This is a genomic window from Photorhabdus kleinii (assembly GCF_025384885.1).
GTDB lineage: Bacteria > Pseudomonadota > Gammaproteobacteria > Enterobacterales > Enterobacteriaceae > Photorhabdus > Photorhabdus kayaii.
Map to the genome: position 1 here is coordinate 15801 of NZ_JAJAFY010000036.1, position 19227 is coordinate 35027.

The 19227-nt window shown below is 39.2% G+C and carries 19 protein-coding genes and 2 tRNA genes; 11 read left to right on the top strand and 10 right to left on the bottom strand.

Annotation, left to right across the window (positions count from 1 at the left end):
- Nucleotides 1-33 precede the first annotated feature (33 nt).
- On the bottom strand, nucleotides 34-687 hold the full coding sequence (rcsB, locus tag LG003_RS16130) for a response regulator transcription factor RcsB (RefSeq protein ID WP_112877544.1): 654 nt from the start codon (nucleotides 685-687) through the stop codon (nucleotides 34-36).
- 4 nt (nucleotides 688-691) lie between these two features.
- Nucleotides 692-3382 (bottom strand): phosphotransferase RcsD, encoded by a 2691-nt coding sequence (rcsD, locus tag LG003_RS16135; protein ID WP_112877542.1) that lies wholly within the window; start codon nucleotides 3380-3382, stop codon nucleotides 692-694.
- Nucleotides 3383-3595: 213 nt separating this feature from the next.
- Between rcsD and LG003_RS16140 the strand changes: the two genes are divergently transcribed.
- A tRNA-Ser gene (locus tag LG003_RS16140) sits at nucleotides 3596-3683 on the top strand.
- A gap of 310 nt (nucleotides 3684-3993) precedes the next feature.
- On the opposite strand, the gene LG003_RS16145 is transcribed toward LG003_RS16140, so the two are convergent.
- From LG003_RS16145 to LG003_RS16180, 8 genes are all read right to left on the bottom strand, one after another.
- Nucleotides 3994-4620 carry a LysE family translocator gene (locus LG003_RS16145; protein WP_112877540.1) on the bottom strand — a complete coding sequence of 209 codons (627 nt, stop codon included), beginning with the start codon at nucleotides 4618-4620 and terminating at the stop codon, nucleotides 3994-3996.
- A 276-nt stretch (nucleotides 4621-4896) separates the two neighbouring features.
- Nucleotides 4897-5844 carry an ornithine cyclodeaminase family protein gene (locus LG003_RS16150; RefSeq protein WP_262981159.1) on the bottom strand — a complete coding sequence of 316 codons (948 nt, stop codon included), beginning with the start codon at nucleotides 5842-5844 and terminating at the stop codon, nucleotides 4897-4899.
- An 86-nt stretch (nucleotides 5845-5930) separates the two neighbouring features.
- Entirely contained in the window at nucleotides 5931-6623 is a 693-nt protein-coding gene (locus tag LG003_RS16155) for a carboxymuconolactone decarboxylase family protein (RefSeq protein WP_262981160.1), read from the bottom strand.
- Between the two features lie 97 nt (nucleotides 6624-6720).
- Nucleotides 6721-7299, bottom strand: a complete 579-nt coding sequence (locus tag LG003_RS16160; protein ID WP_112877536.1) for a prephenate decarboxylase — start codon at nucleotides 7297-7299, stop codon at nucleotides 6721-6723.
- Nucleotides 7300-7320: 21 nt separating this feature from the next.
- Nucleotides 7321-8268: a branched-chain amino acid transaminase gene (locus LG003_RS16165; RefSeq protein ID WP_112877534.1), complete on the bottom strand. Its 948-nt coding sequence runs from the start codon at nucleotides 8266-8268 to the stop codon at nucleotides 7321-7323.
- Nucleotides 8265-9668 (bottom strand): phenylacetate--CoA ligase family protein, encoded by a 1404-nt coding sequence (locus LG003_RS16170; protein ID WP_112877532.1) that lies wholly within the window; start codon nucleotides 9666-9668, stop codon nucleotides 8265-8267. Before LG003_RS16170 ends, LG003_RS16165 begins: the two co-directional genes overlap by 4 nt.
- Before the next feature lie 13 nt (nucleotides 9669-9681).
- Complete coding sequence (locus LG003_RS16175; RefSeq protein WP_112877530.1) at nucleotides 9682-10104, bottom strand: DUF2000 domain-containing protein; 423 nt, start codon at nucleotides 10102-10104, stop codon at nucleotides 9682-9684.
- Nucleotides 10094-10459, bottom strand: a complete 366-nt coding sequence (locus LG003_RS16180; RefSeq protein ID WP_112877528.1) for a Dabb family protein — start codon at nucleotides 10457-10459, stop codon at nucleotides 10094-10096. The genes LG003_RS16175 and LG003_RS16180 overlap by 11 nt, the downstream gene beginning before the upstream one ends.
- Before the next feature lie 729 nt (nucleotides 10460-11188).
- On the opposite strand from LG003_RS16180, the gene LG003_RS16185 reads away from it, so the two are divergent.
- The 10 genes from LG003_RS16185 to LG003_RS16230 all read left to right on the top strand — a co-directional run bounded on the left by LG003_RS16185 (nucleotide 11189) and on the right by LG003_RS16230 (nucleotide 19208).
- Nucleotides 11189-11264 (top strand) — tRNA-Thr (locus LG003_RS16185).
- A 1245-nt stretch (nucleotides 11265-12509) separates the two neighbouring features.
- The gene (locus tag LG003_RS16190) at nucleotides 12510-12929 is read left to right on the top strand and encodes an antiterminator Q family protein (protein ID WP_112877524.1); all 420 of its coding nucleotides are present in this window, start codon (nucleotides 12510-12512) and stop codon (nucleotides 12927-12929) included.
- Between the two features lie 425 nt (nucleotides 12930-13354).
- A complete protein-coding gene (locus LG003_RS16195; protein WP_449301335.1) occupies nucleotides 13355-13903 on the top strand; it encodes a phage neck terminator protein in 549 nt (182 codons plus the stop codon).
- 3 nt (nucleotides 13904-13906) lie between these two features.
- Nucleotides 13907-15376 carry a DUF3383 domain-containing protein gene (locus LG003_RS16200; protein WP_262981162.1) on the top strand — a complete coding sequence of 490 codons (1470 nt, stop codon included), beginning with the start codon at nucleotides 13907-13909 and terminating at the stop codon, nucleotides 15374-15376.
- A gap of 9 nt (nucleotides 15377-15385) precedes the next feature.
- Nucleotides 15386-15826 (top strand): DUF3277 family protein, encoded by a 441-nt coding sequence (locus LG003_RS16205; protein ID WP_112877519.1) that lies wholly within the window; start codon nucleotides 15386-15388, stop codon nucleotides 15824-15826.
- Between the two features lie 114 nt (nucleotides 15827-15940).
- Nucleotides 15941-16351 (top strand): phage tail assembly chaperone, encoded by a 411-nt coding sequence (locus LG003_RS16210; protein ID WP_262981163.1) that lies wholly within the window; start codon nucleotides 15941-15943, stop codon nucleotides 16349-16351.
- A gap of 77 nt (nucleotides 16352-16428) precedes the next feature.
- Nucleotides 16429-16554, top strand: coding sequence for a DUF6889 family protein (locus LG003_RS16215; RefSeq protein ID WP_250151028.1), 126 nt, complete (start codon nucleotides 16429-16431; stop codon nucleotides 16552-16554).
- On the top strand, nucleotides 16544-18310 hold the full coding sequence (locus LG003_RS16220) for a hypothetical protein (protein WP_262981164.1): 1767 nt from the start codon (nucleotides 16544-16546) through the stop codon (nucleotides 18308-18310). Before LG003_RS16215 ends, LG003_RS16220 begins: the two co-directional genes overlap by 11 nt.
- Nucleotides 18311-18312: 2 nt before the next feature.
- Entirely contained in the window at nucleotides 18313-18918 is a 606-nt protein-coding gene (locus LG003_RS16225; protein ID WP_112877514.1) for a phage baseplate protein, read from the top strand.
- A complete protein-coding gene (locus LG003_RS16230; protein ID WP_112877510.1) occupies nucleotides 18903-19208 on the top strand; it encodes a phage baseplate plug family protein in 306 nt (101 codons plus the stop codon). Before LG003_RS16225 ends, LG003_RS16230 begins: the two co-directional genes overlap by 16 nt.
- The last annotated feature ends 19 nt before the right edge of the window (nucleotides 19209-19227 follow it).

Here is a 19227-nt window from a genome sequence, read left to right on the forward strand (position 1 = left end):
GGACGACTTTCAGGTTAAAATAACGAACGATATTTACTGAACGTGATTGTTCGTACCGATAGTGACAGAAGCAAGATAATTGAGTAATGCAATATCGTTATTTACCCCCAGTTTTACCATAGCCGATTTTTTCTGACTGCTGATAGTCTTGACACTGCGTTTAAGTTTTTTGGCAATGTCTGTTACCAAAAAGCCTTGGGCAAATAGACGTATAACTTCACTCTCTTTTTGTGATAACGGTTTATCGCCATAGGGGGTTTTCGTCACTTTTTTCAACAGTTCAGAAACGCTTTCTGGCATAAATTTTTCCCCTTGTTTCAGGGCCGTTAATACATCAGGTAAATCTGTTGGTGCTCCTTGTTTTAAGACAATGCCTTCAATATCAAGTTCGAGTACAGCACTTAAAATTGCTGGATTATTGTTCATGGTTAGAACAATGATGGATAGCCTGGGATAATGGCGTTTGATGTATTTAATCAAATTGATCCCATCGCCGTATATGTCCCCAGGCATGGACAGATCCGTGATCAGTACGTTTGCTTTAATACAGGACAGATTGTTGATCAATGTGGTCGAGTCTTCAGACTCAGCGACGACGTTGATCCATTCAAGCCGCTCAAGTGATTTGCGGATGCCAAACAGGACAATCGGATGGTCATCAGCAATAATGACGTTAAGGTTATTCATCTTATTAGTTACCCTGCTGCAATAGCCTTTTGGTGAAGGATTCAATACGGCCAATGCTATTCTTAATCTCTATTTCATTACTGTCTGTTATGTGTTGTTCCAGTGTTTCGCAAGAAAGTTTGAGGAGTTCTAGGTCTAACATAGCAAAGACGCCTTTCAGGCGATGTGCTGTTTGCGAAAGCGATATCAGATCATATTGTTCTATATCAGTATACAGCTTATTAATATCTATCGGTACTGTCTCGACAAATAATTGTCGGTAATCGCTATCAGTTAGCTGTTTTTGATAACTATTTATAACATTGCCAAAATCGTAATCGCTGCTTTCATCGTTAAATGCTGACATTTCTAAATTTGCAGTGAATTCGTTAAAACTGAAACTTCTCTCAATTAATAACGAAATGGCATTGATAACCGCTTCACTCAGATTGTAGTTACATCGAATATAGTCAGGTTTTATCTGCTCAAAGCTGGCCAGATTATCAACCAGTAATATAGTCGATTTTGCCGAATCGTAGGGTTTATCCGTCAACATGATATCGTATTCTCGATCCATATTTTCTGGCTTTTTATCGAAGTAAACAGCGCCATAATGATGCAGATGATTTTGCACGATCTTACGGATCTCCGTATTGCTGATATCCAGCAAGGCAGTAATGTCTTCCAGGAGCGGCGGGCATTGGTCTTGGCCGATTATTAAGGGCAGACTGATAGCATAGCGCGTACCCAGGCTGGGTTTGCTGTTTATAGTAAAATGACCATTTAATTTTCTACATAATTGGTTACATAGATAAAAGGTCAGTCCTGAATTGGATTGATATTTATCACCTGTGGCTTTGCTTAAAAATGGATAATTCAAGTTTGTTAAATCTGTTGAATTAAGTCCGGTTCCTGTATCTATAATTTCGATTTGAATTTGTTCTTTGTATTCCTGAGAATAATTAACGATGAGAGATATTTTGCCATAAGATGTGAGCGTGATTGCATAATTGACTAACATCAGGACGATCTTACTGATGGCAGTATTATCGCCAATAAATAGTGATTCAGGATTAATATTACAATGATAATAATAATTCAATCCTTTATTATTCATCTTAGGAAACACTTTTTTAATAATATCTTCTAAAATGACTGATAATGAAAATGATTCATTTTTTGCTTGCCATTCACCTGATTCTAATTCATTGAGTAATGAAATATTCTCGATCCAGTCGGATATATATTCAGATTTAGTTAATAAATTATCGACGATACGAACACTATTTTCTTCTATAAGAATTTGTTTCAGTTGGTAAGCGATATGATCTAATTCCTTTATTGGTTGTTGTAATTCAGAACGAATGTTGGTCAACATAAAACGCCGAGCTTGTACACTCTTATCGTGTTCCAAATGGGCAAGTTGTAGACGCCGGCTAATTAATGCTTCCTGATCTTTATCTTGCAGTAAAAACAGATAAGTTTCTGGCAACAGGCGAATGCTGTACATGTTAATTTCATAGACTGAATCATCAATTGAGGTTTGGATGACACCATGATGTTGCTTTGCCATCATCTTAATTTTATTTAAATCGACATTCGGCAACAGATGATCGGCGATATTATTGCACATAATTATCTGATTTACTGAGAAATCATAAATCAATAAGCCAATCGGAATATTGGAGATAATATCGTGACTTAACGCATCCTTGATTTGTAGCTGGTGACTCATCAGGGCATTTGGCGCGATATATTTTCTACGAATGTAAATAAGCCCACCTAAGGACAGGATAATAAATACTGAATCAGCCAGTAACAACCAGATGTTTCTGTATAACAAATCGATTAGCAAATCTTTGAGTGATATCCGATACAGCAGTTTGTATTGCGTACCTTTAAGCGATTGGGAAAATTCGAGCCAGAAACCATTTTGTGAAATATTGACTTTATTAATTTCATTAGGGGGTTGCTCGTCATCCAACAATAGACTGAAGTTGGCCGCTGCCATATCCATAGGAAGAAGATGACAAATAGGCAAATCAAAAGCGATAACTGTTGCCAATTGACCCGGTGAATTGAACGTCGCCCGATAAGTATAAAAATGGATATTTTCGCCATTTAACTTACGGATTGATGAAATATTTTCCCGTTCATCTAACGCGGTGGATTGCATCAGCATTTCTGAACGTTTTGATTCGGCAGTCAATGTTAGATAACTTTCTTTAAACCTCAATTCTGGTTTAAGAATAGAGTGAGTGGTTATCAGAAACAGACTGTTATCTTTACCATTCAGGTAGTACATGGAGTTGTATTCATTGCGGGTGCCCCACAAAATCTCCATATAGTTGGAAAGGCGCTGTGCCAACTCTACACTTGCAGTGTTGTGGTGACCAAAAATAATCGTGTCGATAGTTTGATAACTATTCTCAAGCCAGTAAACATCAGGTCGTAGCTTCATCGGTGTGACGAGTTCTGGTGGTTTAAAAGATGAGCTATTGGCTTGTTTAAAGATAGAATTAGCGTGGTAACGATAATCTTCTATCTGTAATACTATTTTGGTTGCGACACTATTTAGCGCATATTTTTTCCCCATTAGCCAGGCATTGAAGTAGTTATAGCTGTATAAAAACAGGGAAACAAAAAGCAGAATAATGAACAGACCGTAGTAACGGTTTATGGTCGATGAATTAATAGAAAATTGTTTGTTATACATTCGTTGAGTAAAAGCCTTAATAATTGCTTGGCTGTTTAGCGAGCTCGTTAAATTGGTGAATCTTGTGATTCGATCTATTTAGGCTAATTTTAGCAGGATCAGGGCTGAAAAGGATATTATAGATTGAGGATTGAGCGAATAGTAAAAAAATCACAGAATTTTTACGATAGAGACTAGACATATTATCATGTTAGGCGCATAATCTCGCGCCATGGAAGGATGGCCGAGCGGTCGAAGGCAGCGGTCTTGAAAACCGCCGATGGGAAACCATCCTAGAGTTCGAATCTCTATCCTTCCGCCAAATAATGACCCTATGCATCTTCTTGCATGGGGTTTTTTCATTTCCATATGCCATTTAGATAATAATCAATCCATTTTCATGGACATAAGGTGACCATTCATCTATTGAGCAACAAATGATGGGGGATGAAAGTCCACAGCCTGATTGATCTGAAATCTATCAATTTCCAATGAGTAAGTGTGTGCGATGGTTTCCGGGGACGAGTTATGTCTTTAATTTATGGTGTATCCACGATTTATTGGCAAGAATGGTTTTCCAGGGCGGATTCTTGTTCAATAAAACCGTGGAAATAGTAAGAAATTAAACTTTTTTAATCGCCTTTGAACAGCATAGTTACAGCGGTTACGAACATAATGATAGCCGCACCTTTAAATAAAATCCGTTGTGCCCGTTGGCTTGATAACAGATGTCGAATACTGAGAGCACCGAGAATAAATACCGCGCCTACGCTGAATAAGACAAAAACCGTCAGTGGTACTAACATGAGCCCCCAGTTTTGCAACGAGATAGATTCCATGTTAATTACCAAAGGTAATAGAGCGAGATAGAAGGCAATGGTTTTAGGGTTGCTTAACGTTAGAGTGAGGCCAGATAACCAGGCCGCAGCCAACTCCTTTTTCTTAATGGGTTGGTCTTCGCCAATGGATTGATGATCGGCAAACCAAAACTGCCACGCCAAATAACCCAAATATAAGGCGGCACCCCACCTCACCACAACGAATAAAGTGTCAAAGCTGCTCGCGATAATGGACAAGCCAAAAACAGCAAAGGACAAATAAGTGAGATCACCAATAATCAGGCCAAACAACACACTAAATCCCGCTAACGCGCCATTACTCACACTTCTGGCAACCAATGCTGCCATTCCTGGGCCTGGTATCGCCGCAGCAACAGTCAGTGCCGCTGTATAGGTTACTATTTGTGACACTTCTAGCATATCTTTCCTCTCAAAATAACACTTTGAAGTAACAGAACATAAAAATGTCACTTGCGTATGCAAGTGACAAATAGGACTCTTTAGTATATACCCGTCATCTTTCAAGTTGCCTCTTTGTTGGCTGCACTCACTCACCCCGGTCACATAGTTACCTATGCTCCCGGGGATTCGCTCCCTTGCCGTCGCGATGCATCTTGAAATCCATTGGGTATAGACAATAACGACATTTTTCTAATGCTGAACGTCTTAAGTTTGGCATATTTTCATCCAAAATAATTAAGACATTTTTATTAGTTGTCGAATGACTTCCCGAGAAAATACCATATCTTGAACGGCCAAACCAACGGATTGAAAGATAGTCACACCCTGATCGCACAAATTGGAATGAGATTGAGAAACGGTACCAATTTCTATCCCAATGTCTGACCCACTAAGAATACCTTTCTCCCTTGCCTTAATAACAGATTGAGAGGCGGCAAGTACCGATTCATTGGAATCAGTAAATAGGGTTGTATTGCTATACATATCTTCGCTGAGTTCCTGGAATCCCAGTGCCGAAGCGCCAATGGCATTGACATGACATTTAACCGGTAGCTCTTTTCTATTGAGTATAGGGTCACGCGATGCCGTGGTTGTGCAAATGATGTCACTATTGAGTACAGCCTCTGCCGGTGAGGCTTTGATCGAAATGGGAAGATTGAGCGTTTTATCACACCATGTGACAAATTCTCGGCATCTTTCTGTATTACGACCCCATAAAGTGACTTCTCTAATCGGGCGTACATATAACATGGCTTGCAAATGTGCTTTTGCTTGTAAGCCAGTGCCAAGTATCGCTAACCGGCTAGCATCCTTTGCGGCAAGAAGATGAGTTGCATAAGCAGAAGCGGCGGCGGTGCGGATTTCTGTGATAGTGCCGGCATCCACCGCGGCAATCCCTGAAACACCTGGCTCGTCGTAAACTAGCACGCTACCGATGTGTGAAGGTTTATCGCTGTTGCTTTGAAACCTCACTACCACCGACTTTAACCCAAATCCTTTGTATGGCCCCTCCTTAATATAAATCGGCATGGTGCCCATTAAGCCGTCTTCACCTTTAACAATATTGCGCAAAGGTTGTTCTACTTTTCTTTCCGATTGCAATTTAAATGCTATTTCACTTAGCTTAAGACTAAGTTCCATCGTCAAATAACGCGCAACGGTTTCTTTATCGACATAAAGCATGTTGATGCCTTTCAATATCAGTTATATACCCGTCATCTTTCAAGTTGCCTCTTTGTTGGCTGCACTCGCTCACCCCGGTCACATCGTTATCTATGCTTCCGGGGATTCGCTCCCTTGCTGTCGCGATGCATCTTGAAATCCATAGGGTATAGATCATCCAGCTTGAATTTATCATCAATCTCAGTTCCAGCAATGCTATTGAGAATTGTCGACATATTCTTTTGAGAAACACCTAACACGACATCTAACATATTCTGTTTGCTAAAACCACGGTTTAAGAATAGATCAATAGCATCTCTTTTCAATTGTCCCCGGCAATAAATGACTTCTATGGTAAATTCACGCAGTGCCAATAATCGTGGGGAAAGATCGTCGGTTTTTTCAATCAATGCCTTAACCGTTTTTTTGTCCACGCCATTATGAATTGCAATATAGGCGTGTGCTTGAACCGTATAATTACAACCATTTTCTATTCCGGTTGTAATCCACACCACAGCTTTTTCCTCTTCATTCAGTGAACTATCAATAAATAGGTCGTGTGCTCGTTGGTAAGCGGCTAATAATGAAGGAGATTCTGACATATAACCACTTTGGTTAGGTATCCAGCCGAAATCATTAATAGAACTTTGAAGTAATTTTTTACTTTTTTCAGGTGTGGTAGTAATGGTGTGTAGAGTAAGTAAAGACATAATAACCTCTGTATATTTTTGAATAAGTCTATACCCGTTATCTTTCAAGTTGCCTCTTTGTTGGCTGCACTCGCTCACCCCGGTCACCATAGTTTGCTATGCTCCCGGATTCACTCCCTTGCCGTCTCGATGCATCTTGAAATCCATAGGGTATATATATTTGCCTATTTTAAAGCAACGTTAGCTTTTATGCGGCTGTAAATACTGACCAAAGCATTTGAATTGGCCGAATATGAGAAATAAATTTTAAATTGTGTAATTTTGCTGCCACTTCTGTCGTGAGTGCGGCATCTACCTCTGAATTAGCAACAGCTTTTGCGGCTGAACTGGTTGAATCTTTAAAAATGATATCTGCAATTCTTAGATTATCAGGCAACAACTCTGGGATTAAAGCCTTTGGTGCCGGATGGGTTGCAATGACGATATTATCTGTAGTTAATTCATCACGAATAGCGATACCATAATTAGGCGTGTAATTTAAAAATGCGGATGACAAGTTAAACCTGTTATCCATATAAAATTCACTGATATTGTAATAAGCATTGGCGACCACCAATGCCTGACAGTTATTTAAAATAATTTGATTACTTGCTTCTTCGTAAGTATTACATAAAACAACCTGGTAGCTTTTGGCGACTTTATTTTTAATAGCAAATTCACCAAAACGAATAGCGGATTGTTCGCTACTTGTGCCTGACGGGCCTAAGGTAGCAATATTTAGAACATCAAATGTATCTTTGTAGAAACTAAAAAAAACACATTCCATGATGTCTCTCCTGGAATTACACTAATAAACCGGATTTAACCAATGTGAGAATTTATCTATTCTACCTCTGATTATTTCTTGATAATCTTTGGCAATAACATTGGCTATAGAATCTTCTTTTTGTATATATGACACATTGTCTATTTGTGACACAATTGATATTTCAAGGCCAGTGCCTGTTAAAAAACAGCCATCTGCTTCATAGAGATCCTTTTGTTGAATTTCTGACTCAATACAGGGAATATTGCGGAATTTACAAATATCGAAAACAGATTGTCTGGTTATTCCATTAAGAATGCCCGCGCTAAGCGATGGTGTAATAACGCAATTATCTTTTACAATAAAAACATTTGATGTACTTGCTTCTGCGCACATGCCTTGTTCATTCAGCATGATAGCATCATCAAATCCGTTTTCTTTGGCATCTTCATGAGCAAGTGCGGAATTAACATAAGTGCCGGTAATTTTGGCAGATGATGGAATTGCCGCATTTGATACACGTCGCCATTTTGAAATAAGACATTTAAACGCTGCTTTTTTGGCATAAGCCCCCATAGGTAAAGCGTTAATACAGAGGGTTGAATTTACACCACTTAGCTTAACGCCAAATTTCTCACCCGGCATTAACGACTTTTTAAGCGCTAATGGCCTGATATAAATATCTTGTTTGAAACCATTTTTAATGATGATATTTTTAGTAATATCGGTTAACTCCTGACTGGTATAGGGCAATTCAATTTTTAATGTTTTAGCTGATTGAATTAACCGTTCATAGTGCTCATGCACTCTAAATAGATTAAGTTGGTTATTGTCTTGATCCCAATAAGCCCGGATTCCCTCAAATGTACCGGTGCCATAATTTAACGCTTGTGTATTGGCAAGAAAGGTCGCATTGCTAAAATTGAGATATTCCCCGTCTAGAAATACGATCCAATCTTTATTAACCGGGCTAACGATATTGTTTGTCATTTAGTGGCCCTCTTGTTCATGATCTCTAAAGCCGAATTTCGCTCAATATTGTTGGTATCATCTCTCAGATCATGGATCCGTGCTGCTTTCCAACTTACCATTGCTGCGGTTCCAATAAGTCCACCGACATCTCCTACATGGATGTCGACATTCATATTGAATTTGGATTCCATTTTTTGCTTTATCTTACTAATGAGTGACGCATCATTTAATTCGTCACTCGGCTCTAAAGTGATCTTGAGCTCATCTGTACCGGCTGTGTTGTTGATTTCAATAAAGTATTCAAAACAATATTCGAGTTCTTCAAAGATGGCATTTTCAATATCAAAAGCATACACATTGGCATTGTTTAATACTAATACATCTTTTACCCGGCCGATGGGTTCTATTTCCCATTGATTTAAGCCTATTGCTTTACACCGAACCATATCCCCTGTTTTGTATCGAATCAGAGGTTTATTCCCTTTATATAAATGGGTAATCACTAATTCACCAGCAACGTGATTATCGCCAACATTGAGTTTTTGCTGAGTAAAAGGGCAAATGAGTTCGTAATAATTGTTGTATGGAATAGTAATAAGCTTATTGGTATTGTCACAAGCCGCCAGAATTGACGTTTCTTGTGAGGCATACATACAGTTGTAAATTTTAGCGCCCCAATTCCGAGATAAGTTTCTTAATCTATTGGGGGTAATAAGTTCGCCAAGCACCAAAATGATCTCGATACCTAATTCTTTTGCATCACATGCATTGTTCCGACAATATTTTAGCAACTCAGCGGCGACCGCAGGTGTGCAAACTAAGGCGGTTATTTTGAGGTCTTGTATCAGCCTGAGTACTCTGTGCATACCAACAACGGGCGAACGAGGCCACATTTTGATAACGGTATGCCCTAAACTGCGAAATACATCTTCAAATGTATCTCCAGTGGAGTGCAATTCCGTTGGACCCATCACGCCAATAATGTGTTGTTTGCCTTCTTGATTGAAAATAGACTCATATTGCAGAGTCAGAAAACTGTTATTAACTAAAGAGTCTATTTCATTGCGAGGACAAGGTGTTGATGGCCCAGTCGTCCCTGTGGTTTCATAATATATCCAAGCGTTATTTAGGCTATCTGAAGATATCGTGTTTCCCGCCTTACTTAGATCTGATTTTGTAGTAAAGGGAAGTTTTTCAATCAATGAGGATAAATTTTCATCATCATTTGGGTTTATTGCGTCTAGACGATCTTGATAGAAAGCTGACCCATTTTTCGTATAATTTATGATTTCTTTTAATTTTTCGTATTGTATTTTTTCCAATGCGGAGATATTTATCTCGCCAGACAGATATTTTTTTAACTCGGTAAGGTATTTCATACCTAATTCATGAAGTTCATTTCTAAAAATGGAATACATATATATTACCTGGTTATTTATAAAGTGGTAAGTTGCCAGTGATTTTATTGATATCTTTCTTTGGTCCAACTATGCCAATTCCAGATAACTTCAATTCATCCGAATGTTCAGCAGATAATTTTCCTTCGTATTCCTCATATGTTCTGCATGATTGCGCTAAACAGGAAAAAGGACTCAATTTAAAATTATCGTTAGATTTTAATTCATTATGAATAGCGGCCAGTACATCATGACTAGCTTTCAAAACAGGCAAAGGCGTTTTAATGACACCGGGATAACAAATGCTATCTTTACTAAAGACATCGTGTCCTACAATCCCGTTGATATTTCTACCAATTGAAACACTAATGACGCTCAGTGCATTCATGGCTAACCCAAGTGGCAGACTATCAGCGATAACGACGACACTTTTATGTAGGTTTTCGTCAAATTCCATACGACTTTCCTATTAACTGAGTGAAATTTATCAACTTATTTATATCGATAATAATATCCGAGACTGTCCATGTACTTATTTCTTTCCATAGTACCACGCCTTTTATATGATCGGGATGATGCATGTATATGTCCAGGTCTTCGTAACTTTCAAAGTAACCAATTAAACTAAAGTCAACTGATTGCTTTCTGTCTACCGTACTGCGACCACAAAACCATCCTTTTATTTCACTTATCTCATTTATATGATTTAAAGTCACCTTCTCTGCTAATATAGCCTTTTCACTATCCCAGCTTATTCCATCCTTGAAGGTAAATAAGACTTGGTGTGCAATTAAGTTATTTTTGCCCAACATAATTTACCTCATAATTAATGATTTTGAGTTATAATAACCTATAGAAACGATCTGATTTATACCTAATATTAGCGCATGCCTGATTTAGTTTTTTTGATTTGCGTCTAATTTAAATAGCACATTGCATTTATAGCAGTCAACTATTTCCCTATGGTAATAATTTAAAAAAGAGTGGGAATATTGTGGTTCTGACAATGATAAGAAAGCTGTTATGGCTTGCCTTTGGCTTATAAAAAACAAGCTCAATTTGATTGCGCTTACGCCTTGAAAATATATTTTGTCGCCTTGTGTTCTACCGTATTTTGAGTATTTGTTTTTTAACATGTTAACCGATCCTTATATTGTTTGGAGACAGGTTATTTTGGATATTTTATCTTCCACTGCTGCCAGACGATCAGGCTATTTTACGACCAGTGGCTATTTTCTAATAGGTAGCAAAGATAATAAAACATTTTGTTGTTATTTCTGATTTGTCAGTAAATGACCAGTTTTTTTGATGTTGAAAATAACTCGCTCATCGGCTGTATTTTGATAAGAAACTACAGCAATTCAGAGGATTCGAGGCAGTAGTCTTGCATTAATGGGCTTTCAAGCCATGGTATGTCGTTGAGCATGTCACTAATGATGAGTGTTTTGGTGATATTTTTAAATCATCTATTATTTATGCTTGATTGTTTGCAATGGGTTGTAATATACTGCGCTCGCTTTCGGGGGCTAGCCCTGAAACACGCCGGCTTAGCTCAGTTGGTAGAGCAACTGACTTGTAATCAGTAGGTCACCAGTTCGACTCCGGTAGCCGGCACCAAATCAAATAAGAAGCCGTTATCTTTTCAGAAGATAACGGCTTTTTTCTTGCTTGATAGTAGATGATGCTGTTTATATATCCAGTTAATTCTGCTATTTTCCAGTACAATTTCCCGCTAAAACGAGTTTCTGAATTCATGGCATGGTTAAATTTACTGTCAGGCTGGTCGAAATAAAACCATGTAGCTAGAAATATAGGATGGCAAATTTTTAGATAATACGGATTTATTTTCGCTGGTAAAAACTAACAGAAAAAAATATTAGCGTTTGGGATATCTGTTTTCCAGACATGAAAAAATATTTGCTATAGGTGTGTATCCATCTATTCGTCTGGCGAGAGCTGAAAATAAGATGGGATAGGGTGAGTAGGAAATAGCAGAAGATATTGATGTTGTAAAAGTGTATCAGATAAAAGCAATTTCGGCTCAGAAGAATATTTTTGCTAACTATCTACTGAAGAGTGTGAGTTTAAAAATCACATTGGTTAGAAGCGGATATATCTGACAGTGTTAAAACTTTTCACGTAGATATTTACCTGATAATCGGTAATTTATCGTTAGCAACATTAATTCTGTGGATATCTTAAATGTTTTGCTTGATCTGCTGGCGATATTGCGAATAGGGTTGTTGCGATCTCACATTTGCACCAGTTTCGTTGTCCATCACCTTGTAAACAGGCCGATTTCAGTGTCTTCGGCATAGGTGTTGACACCATTCTTAATCGGCATTTTATGACGGATTTCAACGTCGATCAAAAATATTTTTTACACTCAAATATCCATGAGATAAAAAATCTGTGCTATTTTTTATTTAATGAATTTTTCATCTCATAATAAAAAGGGGGTGTTATGTTGCTTGAAAACTTTTGATAAATAATAAAGAACATGCGTGTTGCTTTAGGTGCTAAGCGTTTTAAAGGAAGGTACATTAGAGGATTAAATGAAGATTATAAATTTGTATAATAAATACGTAGATGAGGAAGAAGAGCACTTTATGGTCATCCGTATTAATAACGATATTTATGTGTTTTCCTCTGAAACTAAGCTTGGTCAAGAATAGGGGTTATTTACTATTTGTATTTAATAGACTAAGTAAACAGATGTATTTAAACGATGTAGTTACGTAACAGAGAAACACAAAAATAGAGAATGGGAAATTTGTTATAATGCCAAATGCATGGATGCATGAGACCATCATGAAAATAATTTTTACTACTATTTGTTACTAAAAGTTAAGGTCAAAATATATGCGCAATATTCAACAAGTTTTAGAGTGTTGGGGCGGTTGGGTTGATGATGCCACTGGTGTTAATTGGCCACCGATCGCTGCTGGATTTAAAGGTCTGATTGCGTCAACTCGTTCATTACGTCCTTCATGCTGTGATAACGATGGCTTGATCATTGATGCTTGTATCGCAAAGTTGCAGACGGTAGATAAATCTGAAGAAATTGAAGTTTTATTTATGTACTACGCTTTAAGGCTTTCCAAACGGTCCATCGCGCGTTTAATTAAAGTACCTGATATTGAAGTCCGTTCCCGGTTGCAAAAGGGAGAAAGTTTTGTTCAGGGATGTTTGGCTATGCTTGATATTAAGTTAGAAATGGATGATGAAGTACAAAAACATAAAAAGCTTGCGCGTACGCAAAAAGCTATGGTAGTGTACTAATTAGTTAAAGTTGCGAATAAGCCCTGATAGAAATGAAATATAGAAATATCGGGGCTTTTTTCATTCGGATATTGCAGGTAATGAGGGAAATTAGGATTTAAGCCATTAAATTCGGTTTAAAAAATTCCTGTTATCCAATGAACTCTATTTAGTACGAGTGAACCTTAAGTATCTTCTATTGTACTCTGATAAATAAGTGAAAATTTAAATCATTATTGTCGAAGGCCGCACTGTGTTGCGGCCTTTTTCGTATTTGCCGTCGCGAATCGCTTACGCATATTTTTTACCTTTTTCGCGGTCGGTATCCCTATTAAATCAATCATAACTCGGTGTTGAGCACTAAGTTTCCATAAGAACTAGTCCTCAATGCAGGGCTTGGTTTACCCAAGCACAGGGTGAGTTATTGCTGTTTGATGGAGGTATTTTTGATGAGCAACGGTAGTGATAAAGCGGGTTGGTTAACACCTGTCACGCCTGGGCCTGAGTACGATGATGAGCTGGAGCACATACTGAGTCGTTGGCTGGGAGGTGTTTCTGGTTTGCCTGACGATAAAGTGCGTTCTCGATGGACATCAGCACAACTGCCCCAGTTACCGGCAGATGATGACGGGTGTGATTTTGACATAACGGATTTTATTGCGGATGCCTCGCCGGCTTTTGAGAACCAGACTGATGAAGGAACCAAGTTATGGCGTCATGAGGAGATTGTGTGCTTGATTTCCTTTTATGGCCCGAACAGCCAGCGGTACGGCGCCCGTTTTCGTGATGGAGTGGCGGTCAGTCAGAACAATGACGAATTGGAACGTTTCGGTCTTTCAGTCGACAAACTCAGCCGGCTGACTTCGTTACCGGAACTTATCAATAACCAGAGGGTGCGTCGTTATGACATGACGATCACCTTGCGGCGAAAAGTGGTGCGTGAATACGGTGTTAAATCACTGGTGGAAGCGCCTGTCAAATTCTTAGGAGATTAAATTATGCAGGGTTTACCTGTTTCAAACATTATCAATGTCACGTTGAATATGGCTCCTCATGCGGCTCAATCCCGGAACTTTGGTGCGTTACTGATCATTGGCGCAAGCAACGTGATTAACCCTCAAGAACGTTTACGCCGGTATTCGGATATCGATGGTGTCGGTGCTGATTTTGGACTGACTTCACCAGAATATCAGGCCGCAGCGCTTTATTATTCCCAGTCGCCACGTCCGGTTGATTTATATATTGGTCGGTGGGCTAAGGACAATGTGGTCTCCTCTTTACAAGGAGCCGTATTGGATAAACAGCAGCAAGTTATTAGCAAATTTACTGCCGTCACCGAGGGTTCTTTTAAGTTGACGATTAACGGTAAAGAAACGGTATACAACGGCATCGATTTGAGTAAAGAGACCAATCTTAATGGCGTGGCCCAACGGATAGCGGATAAGTTAAAAGATTGTTCAGTCACATATGATAGTTCTTCTTCGCGTTTCGCTATTATGTCGAATTCTGTAGGGGCGGTTGGCTATGTTTCACCGGCAACGACGGGAACTTATATTGGTGATTTATTAAAGCTGGACGAAATATCGGGTGCTACTGCTATCGAATCTACCAAAGCAGAAACCATTGCCGAGGCGGTGGCAGCATTGGGATCGGTATCCAGTGGCTGGTATGGGTTGGTTATCGCTGATGACTCTCTGACGGATGAAGATATTCTCTCTGTTGCTGATTACATTGAATCCGCATCTGTTTCCCGTATCTATGGGCATACAGTGCAAAAAGCAGACGTATTGGATGCTGACGTTAAGACCGACATTGGTACAAAATTGAAAGGGAGGAACTATCAACGCACACTTTGGCAATATTCAACCGGTAAATCCTACACGGTTGCTTCGCTGTTGGGCCGTATGTTTACCGTCAATTTCAACGGCAATAACACCACCATAACCTTGAAATTTAAACAGGAACCCGCTGTAACCGCAGAAAACCTCACGGCAACGCAAGCCAATGCGTTGAAAAAGAAAAATGGCAACGTTTTTGTTAAATACAACAACGATACGGCCATTATTCAGGAAGGTGTCATGGCGAATGGGGATTTCATTGATGAGCGCCACGGTCTGGATTGGTTGCAGAACTACGTTCAGAATAATCTTTATAACCTGCTTTACACCAGTACTAGCAAGATCCCTCAGACTGATGAAGGTGTGACACGGCTAATTACCAATGTTGAGCAGTCACTGGCTCAAGCGGCGACAAATGGATTAATCGCTCATGGTGTATGGGGCGGCGATCCGATTGGTGCGCTGGATACGGGTGCAACATTAACCAAAGGTTACTACGTCTACGCACCGCCAATTGCAACGCAGGCCCAGGCTGATCGGGAAGCTCGAAAAGCGCCGGTTATTCAGTGCGCAATCAAATTAGCAGGCGCTGTTCACTACGCTGATGTCATTATTAATGTAAACAGATAAGGGTTGAAAATGGCTACATATTCTTTTCTTGATGTTTCCGCTTCTATTACCGGAGTTGGCGGCTCTTTTGATCTTGGTAATGGTGCCGCGCTCTCGGATGAGGGGATTACAGTCACCATGTCGGAGAGTAAAAACACCATGACCACTGGCGCAGACGGAGAAGTCATGCATTCATTGCATGCAACCAAGTCTGGAACCATTACGGTTAATTTACTTAAGACCAGTCCGGTAAATGCTAAACTGAATGCGATGCTCAGTACGCAATCACTTTCATCAGCAGCATGGGGCAATAACGTGATTGTTATTCGAAATAAGCAAAGTAACGACATTGCTGTTGCACGTTCCGTCGCTTTTCAGAAACAGCCTGATTTGCAGAATAGCAAAGCTGGTAATACCGTTGCCTGGGTATTTGATTGTGGAAAAATCGACATCATGTTAGGCACATTCTAACCAGCTTACTTCACAACCATTTAAATCACCGTCAAATCTACCGGAGCATTTGTCCGCATTTTCAACATCGGACTTATGCTGCGGTAGTTTGAATGAGCTTGAGGATAAGTGATCATGGAATTTGAAATTGATGGCAAAAAATACCGCGGTGGTAAATTAAACGCTTTTCAGCAACAGGATTTAGCGGTGGCTTTGGCGCCGGCTATTCCGGCACTTGGGCCGCTGATGAAAAAGATCGTGACAGCTAAAAGTGATGATGGGATAGCGGGCTTTGAAGAAGTGCTCCCTTATTTGGTGGAATCCATCAGCGCATTAGGAAAATCCAACCGGCATGAAATTAATGATATTTGCTTATCCGTTGTTTCCCGTGAACAGAATGGTATCTGGAACCGGATTTATGAACCTGATGGGCAGGTATTGATGTTCGATGACATCAACGGCTTCGAACTGTTGAAAATTGTCGGTTTTATTATCCGAGACTCATTGGGAAATTTTTTTCCCGCCCCATTAGAGAGCGCAATGTAATCCCAGGACAAGCCAGTTTAAATTTTGAAACCCTCCCGAAAGGGCGTGATTATCTATTACGCCCGGTCATTGCGGGCATGTGCCGTTATGAATCGTTGAAAAACAGCATCCTTGATCTGGCTGATATTGCATTGATGAACGATGCCCTTGATGTTAAATCGGAAAATGAGGCCATGATAGAGAGGTGGCGAAATGAGCAGTAATGCTGAAATAATTAAAGATTTCCTGGTATCACTTAAGTTTGATGTTGATGAAGTAGGGCAGCGTAAATTTATGGCTGTTACTGCCGAAATCACGTCTAGTATTCTCAAAATGAGGGCGGAAATTGAAGAAGCCACATTAGTGGTGGTTAATTTTATCACTCAAGCCGCTAATGGGCTGGACAAACTTTGCGGACAGTTGCAAAAAACAGATGCAACAATTGAAAAAATTAAATCTATTAATAGTGGTGTCAGCCTAGTTGTGGGAAGCGTAGAGACATTTCTGCCGTGTATTGATGCTCAATCCTATACTACAAATGGTCGCCATTTTAATACTGCTTCCTTGGCTGCATCGATGGGTGAGCAGTTATTAAAAGTAACAACGGATTGTGCTAATCAAAATATCGGCACACTTGATAGTGATGACATATTTAATTCCATTGAGGAATTAGTCAAATGGTTAGACAAAGGAGAAATTTCTGCGAAAGGTTTATTGGCGACATTGAATGAATTGTGGAAATTTACAGGAAGAAAAATTGTTCTGGGAGTATTATTTGATTTTAATAGTCGATTAAATGCATTACAGGAAGAAGCAAAGAAAAATCACGAAACAATAGCTGAAACATTGTCACGGCGGAAAAGAGAATATGATGCAAATAAAAAACCACTGATAACATATGATCAACTTAATAATTGGATGTCAACACATGGGATTTATATTGCTTCTGACCTGACTCCATTTTTCAGCAAAGATAAATATGAAAAATACCAAGAACAAATTGATGATAAGAAAACGATAATCGACAAAGAACATAGCCAGAAAGTTGCTGATATTTCCAGTAAAGTATCAGAACGATCAAGTAAAACGAAGAAGAAACGAAAGAATAAGCAATTAAATAAAGATCATCTTAAGGCTGGCATTGTTGAGCATCACGATGCTCCTAAGGAGTTAAATACTCCAGTTAATCCGCCAACGAATATCTTTAATAGTGAGCTTACAGCCGCAAAGCTAAAAAGATTAAAGTCTTCGCGAGGAGTACGGAATAACAATCCATTAAATATGAACTTTGTACATCAGACAGGAGCGGTACCTGAAGATAACCCAAAACCCAGATTTGCTAAGTATCCAGATGCATTCAGTGGATTAAGGGCTACTGCTCACCAGTTGAGTCGTTATTTTCATGGTAAAACTACAGGAACAAAGCTACAGACTATTGCAAGTATTGTTCCGGTATGGGCACCAAAGAAAGATCATAATAAAACCAAACAGTACATTGCCAATGTATCTAAAATGATGGGAGTTTCTAAGGATACGGTCCTTGATCTCACTGATCCTGATGTGATGCAACGGCTGATTGATAGCATGATGATAGTGGAAAGTGGTGGTAATCCCTATTCACCAGAATTTATCAGGTCAGCGATTATGGCAGAGCTACAGCCAGCGAATAAACCGCCAAAGCGGGCTGGACATTTAAATCATGTGGTTCATTCTTTGCGAAATATGTCCATTGATCACCGAATGATCAATGGTGCGGTGACAAATATCAATAATATGGTGAATCATCAGGAATTTACTCCCGCTTTATTATATCGTGTGCCAATATCTGCCAGCAATAATATGCCGGGAATAGGAGAAGTAAATTATCATATTGAGATTAATGGCGTTGAATCTCCCAAAGAAACGGCGAGACTGACCGGAGAAACGATAGAACGCACTCACAGTATGCTCCTTCGAAATATGCAAACACAGGTGAGATAACAATGGATATATTATCAGTCATGTTTTCTCAGCAAAAGAGAAAAATAGGTGTCATTGTACCGAGTGTCATTATTTCAGAAACACATACGGATGTATCGAATATCACCGATCATCCGGTCCAGCAGGGGGTGACATTCAGTGATCATGCTTATGACAGCCCATCGGAAGTGAGAATGGATTTAGGTTTCGCCGGTGGTGGTTCGCTGCTTGATATTATTGATACAACAAAGGTATTTGATATTTCTACCGGGCTAAACCTTGGAACCAGCCCGCGCGATATATATCAACAGTTACTTGACCTAAGGGCATCACATAAACCGTTTGATGTCGTAACGGGAAAGCGCTTATATAAAAATATGTTGATTAAAGATATCAGTGTCACAACAGATAAAACCAGTGAAAATGTTTTATCGGTAGTTTTAAACCTACGTGAAATTGTTATTGTTGAAACGTCACCGAATAAGGCGGCGCCGGCGGAAAATATGAAAAATCCTGAAGATACAGCACCTGTAGTTAATATGGGCGCCAAAGTCACGGTGAAGCCATCAATGCCAAAAATTATTCTTGATTTTATTATAGAGCGAGGTAAAAAATGGCTAGGGTTGTAGAAATTCCTTTATCACCGCAAAATCAGCAATTCGATATTCAGCTAAATGGCATTAACTATAAAATGAGATTAATGTGGCGTGATATCGCGGGTTGGATTTTGGATATTATGACGCCGGATAGTGAATTTATTGTCACAGGTTTACCGTTGGTTTTTGGGGTTGACTTACTGGAACAATATCGTCATCTTGGTTTTAACGGCTCATTAATTTTTTATGGTGATATAAATCAGGAGAAACCTTTCAGGAATAATCTTGGTAAAGAGGACAGGTTATACTTTGTAATAAGTTAACTTGATGAGAGGAAGGGTA

What these genes read in the sequence shown, in the direction of transcription:
- LG003_RS16215 (WP_250151028.1), top strand. Translation starts at nt 16,429, where the DNA reads ATGTGCCGTTATGAATCGTTGAAAAACAGCATCCTTGATCTGGCTGAT.
- LG003_RS16170 (WP_112877532.1), bottom strand. Translation starts at nt 9,668, where the DNA reads ATGTATTCCATTTTTAGAAATGAACTTCATGAATTAGGTATGAAATAC.
- LG003_RS16210 (WP_262981163.1), top strand. Translation starts at nt 15,941, where the DNA reads ATGGAATTTGAAATTGATGGCAAAAAATACCGCGGTGGTAAATTAAAC.
- LG003_RS16175 (WP_112877530.1), bottom strand. Translation starts at nt 10,104, where the DNA reads ATGGAATTTGACGAAAACCTACATAAAAGTGTCGTCGTTATCGCTGAT.
- LG003_RS16160 (WP_112877536.1), bottom strand. Translation starts at nt 7,299, where the DNA reads ATGGAATGTGTTTTTTTTAGTTTCTACAAAGATACATTTGATGTTCTA.
- LG003_RS16230 (WP_112877510.1), top strand. Translation starts at nt 18,903, where the DNA reads ATGGCTAGGGTTGTAGAAATTCCTTTATCACCGCAAAATCAGCAATTC.
- LG003_RS16180 (WP_112877528.1), bottom strand. Translation starts at nt 10,459, where the DNA reads ATGTTGGGCAAAAATAACTTAATTGCACACCAAGTCTTATTTACCTTC.
- LG003_RS16155 (WP_262981160.1), bottom strand. Translation starts at nt 6,623, where the DNA reads ATGGTGACCGGGGTGAGCGAGTGCAGCCAACAAAGAGGCAACTTGAAA.
- LG003_RS16220 (WP_262981164.1), top strand. Translation starts at nt 16,544, where the DNA reads ATGAGCAGTAATGCTGAAATAATTAAAGATTTCCTGGTATCACTTAAG.
- rcsB (WP_112877544.1), bottom strand. Translation starts at nt 687, where the DNA reads ATGAATAACCTTAACGTCATTATTGCTGATGACCATCCGATTGTCCTG.
- LG003_RS16190 (WP_112877524.1), top strand. Translation starts at nt 12,510, where the DNA reads ATGCGCAATATTCAACAAGTTTTAGAGTGTTGGGGCGGTTGGGTTGAT.
- LG003_RS16145 (WP_112877540.1), bottom strand. Translation starts at nt 4,620, where the DNA reads ATGCTAGAAGTGTCACAAATAGTAACCTATACAGCGGCACTGACTGTT.
- LG003_RS16165 (WP_112877534.1), bottom strand. Translation starts at nt 8,268, where the DNA reads ATGACAAACAATATCGTTAGCCCGGTTAATAAAGATTGGATCGTATTT.
- LG003_RS16205 (WP_112877519.1), top strand. Translation starts at nt 15,386, where the DNA reads ATGGCTACATATTCTTTTCTTGATGTTTCCGCTTCTATTACCGGAGTT.
- rcsD (WP_112877542.1), bottom strand. Translation starts at nt 3,382, where the DNA reads ATGTATAACAAACAATTTTCTATTAATTCATCGACCATAAACCGTTAC.
- LG003_RS16150 (WP_262981159.1), bottom strand. Translation starts at nt 5,844, where the DNA reads ATGCTTTATGTCGATAAAGAAACCGTTGCGCGTTATTTGACGATGGAA.
- LG003_RS16225 (WP_112877514.1), top strand. Translation starts at nt 18,313, where the DNA reads ATGGATATATTATCAGTCATGTTTTCTCAGCAAAAGAGAAAAATAGGT.
- LG003_RS16200 (WP_262981162.1), top strand. Translation starts at nt 13,907, where the DNA reads ATGCAGGGTTTACCTGTTTCAAACATTATCAATGTCACGTTGAATATG.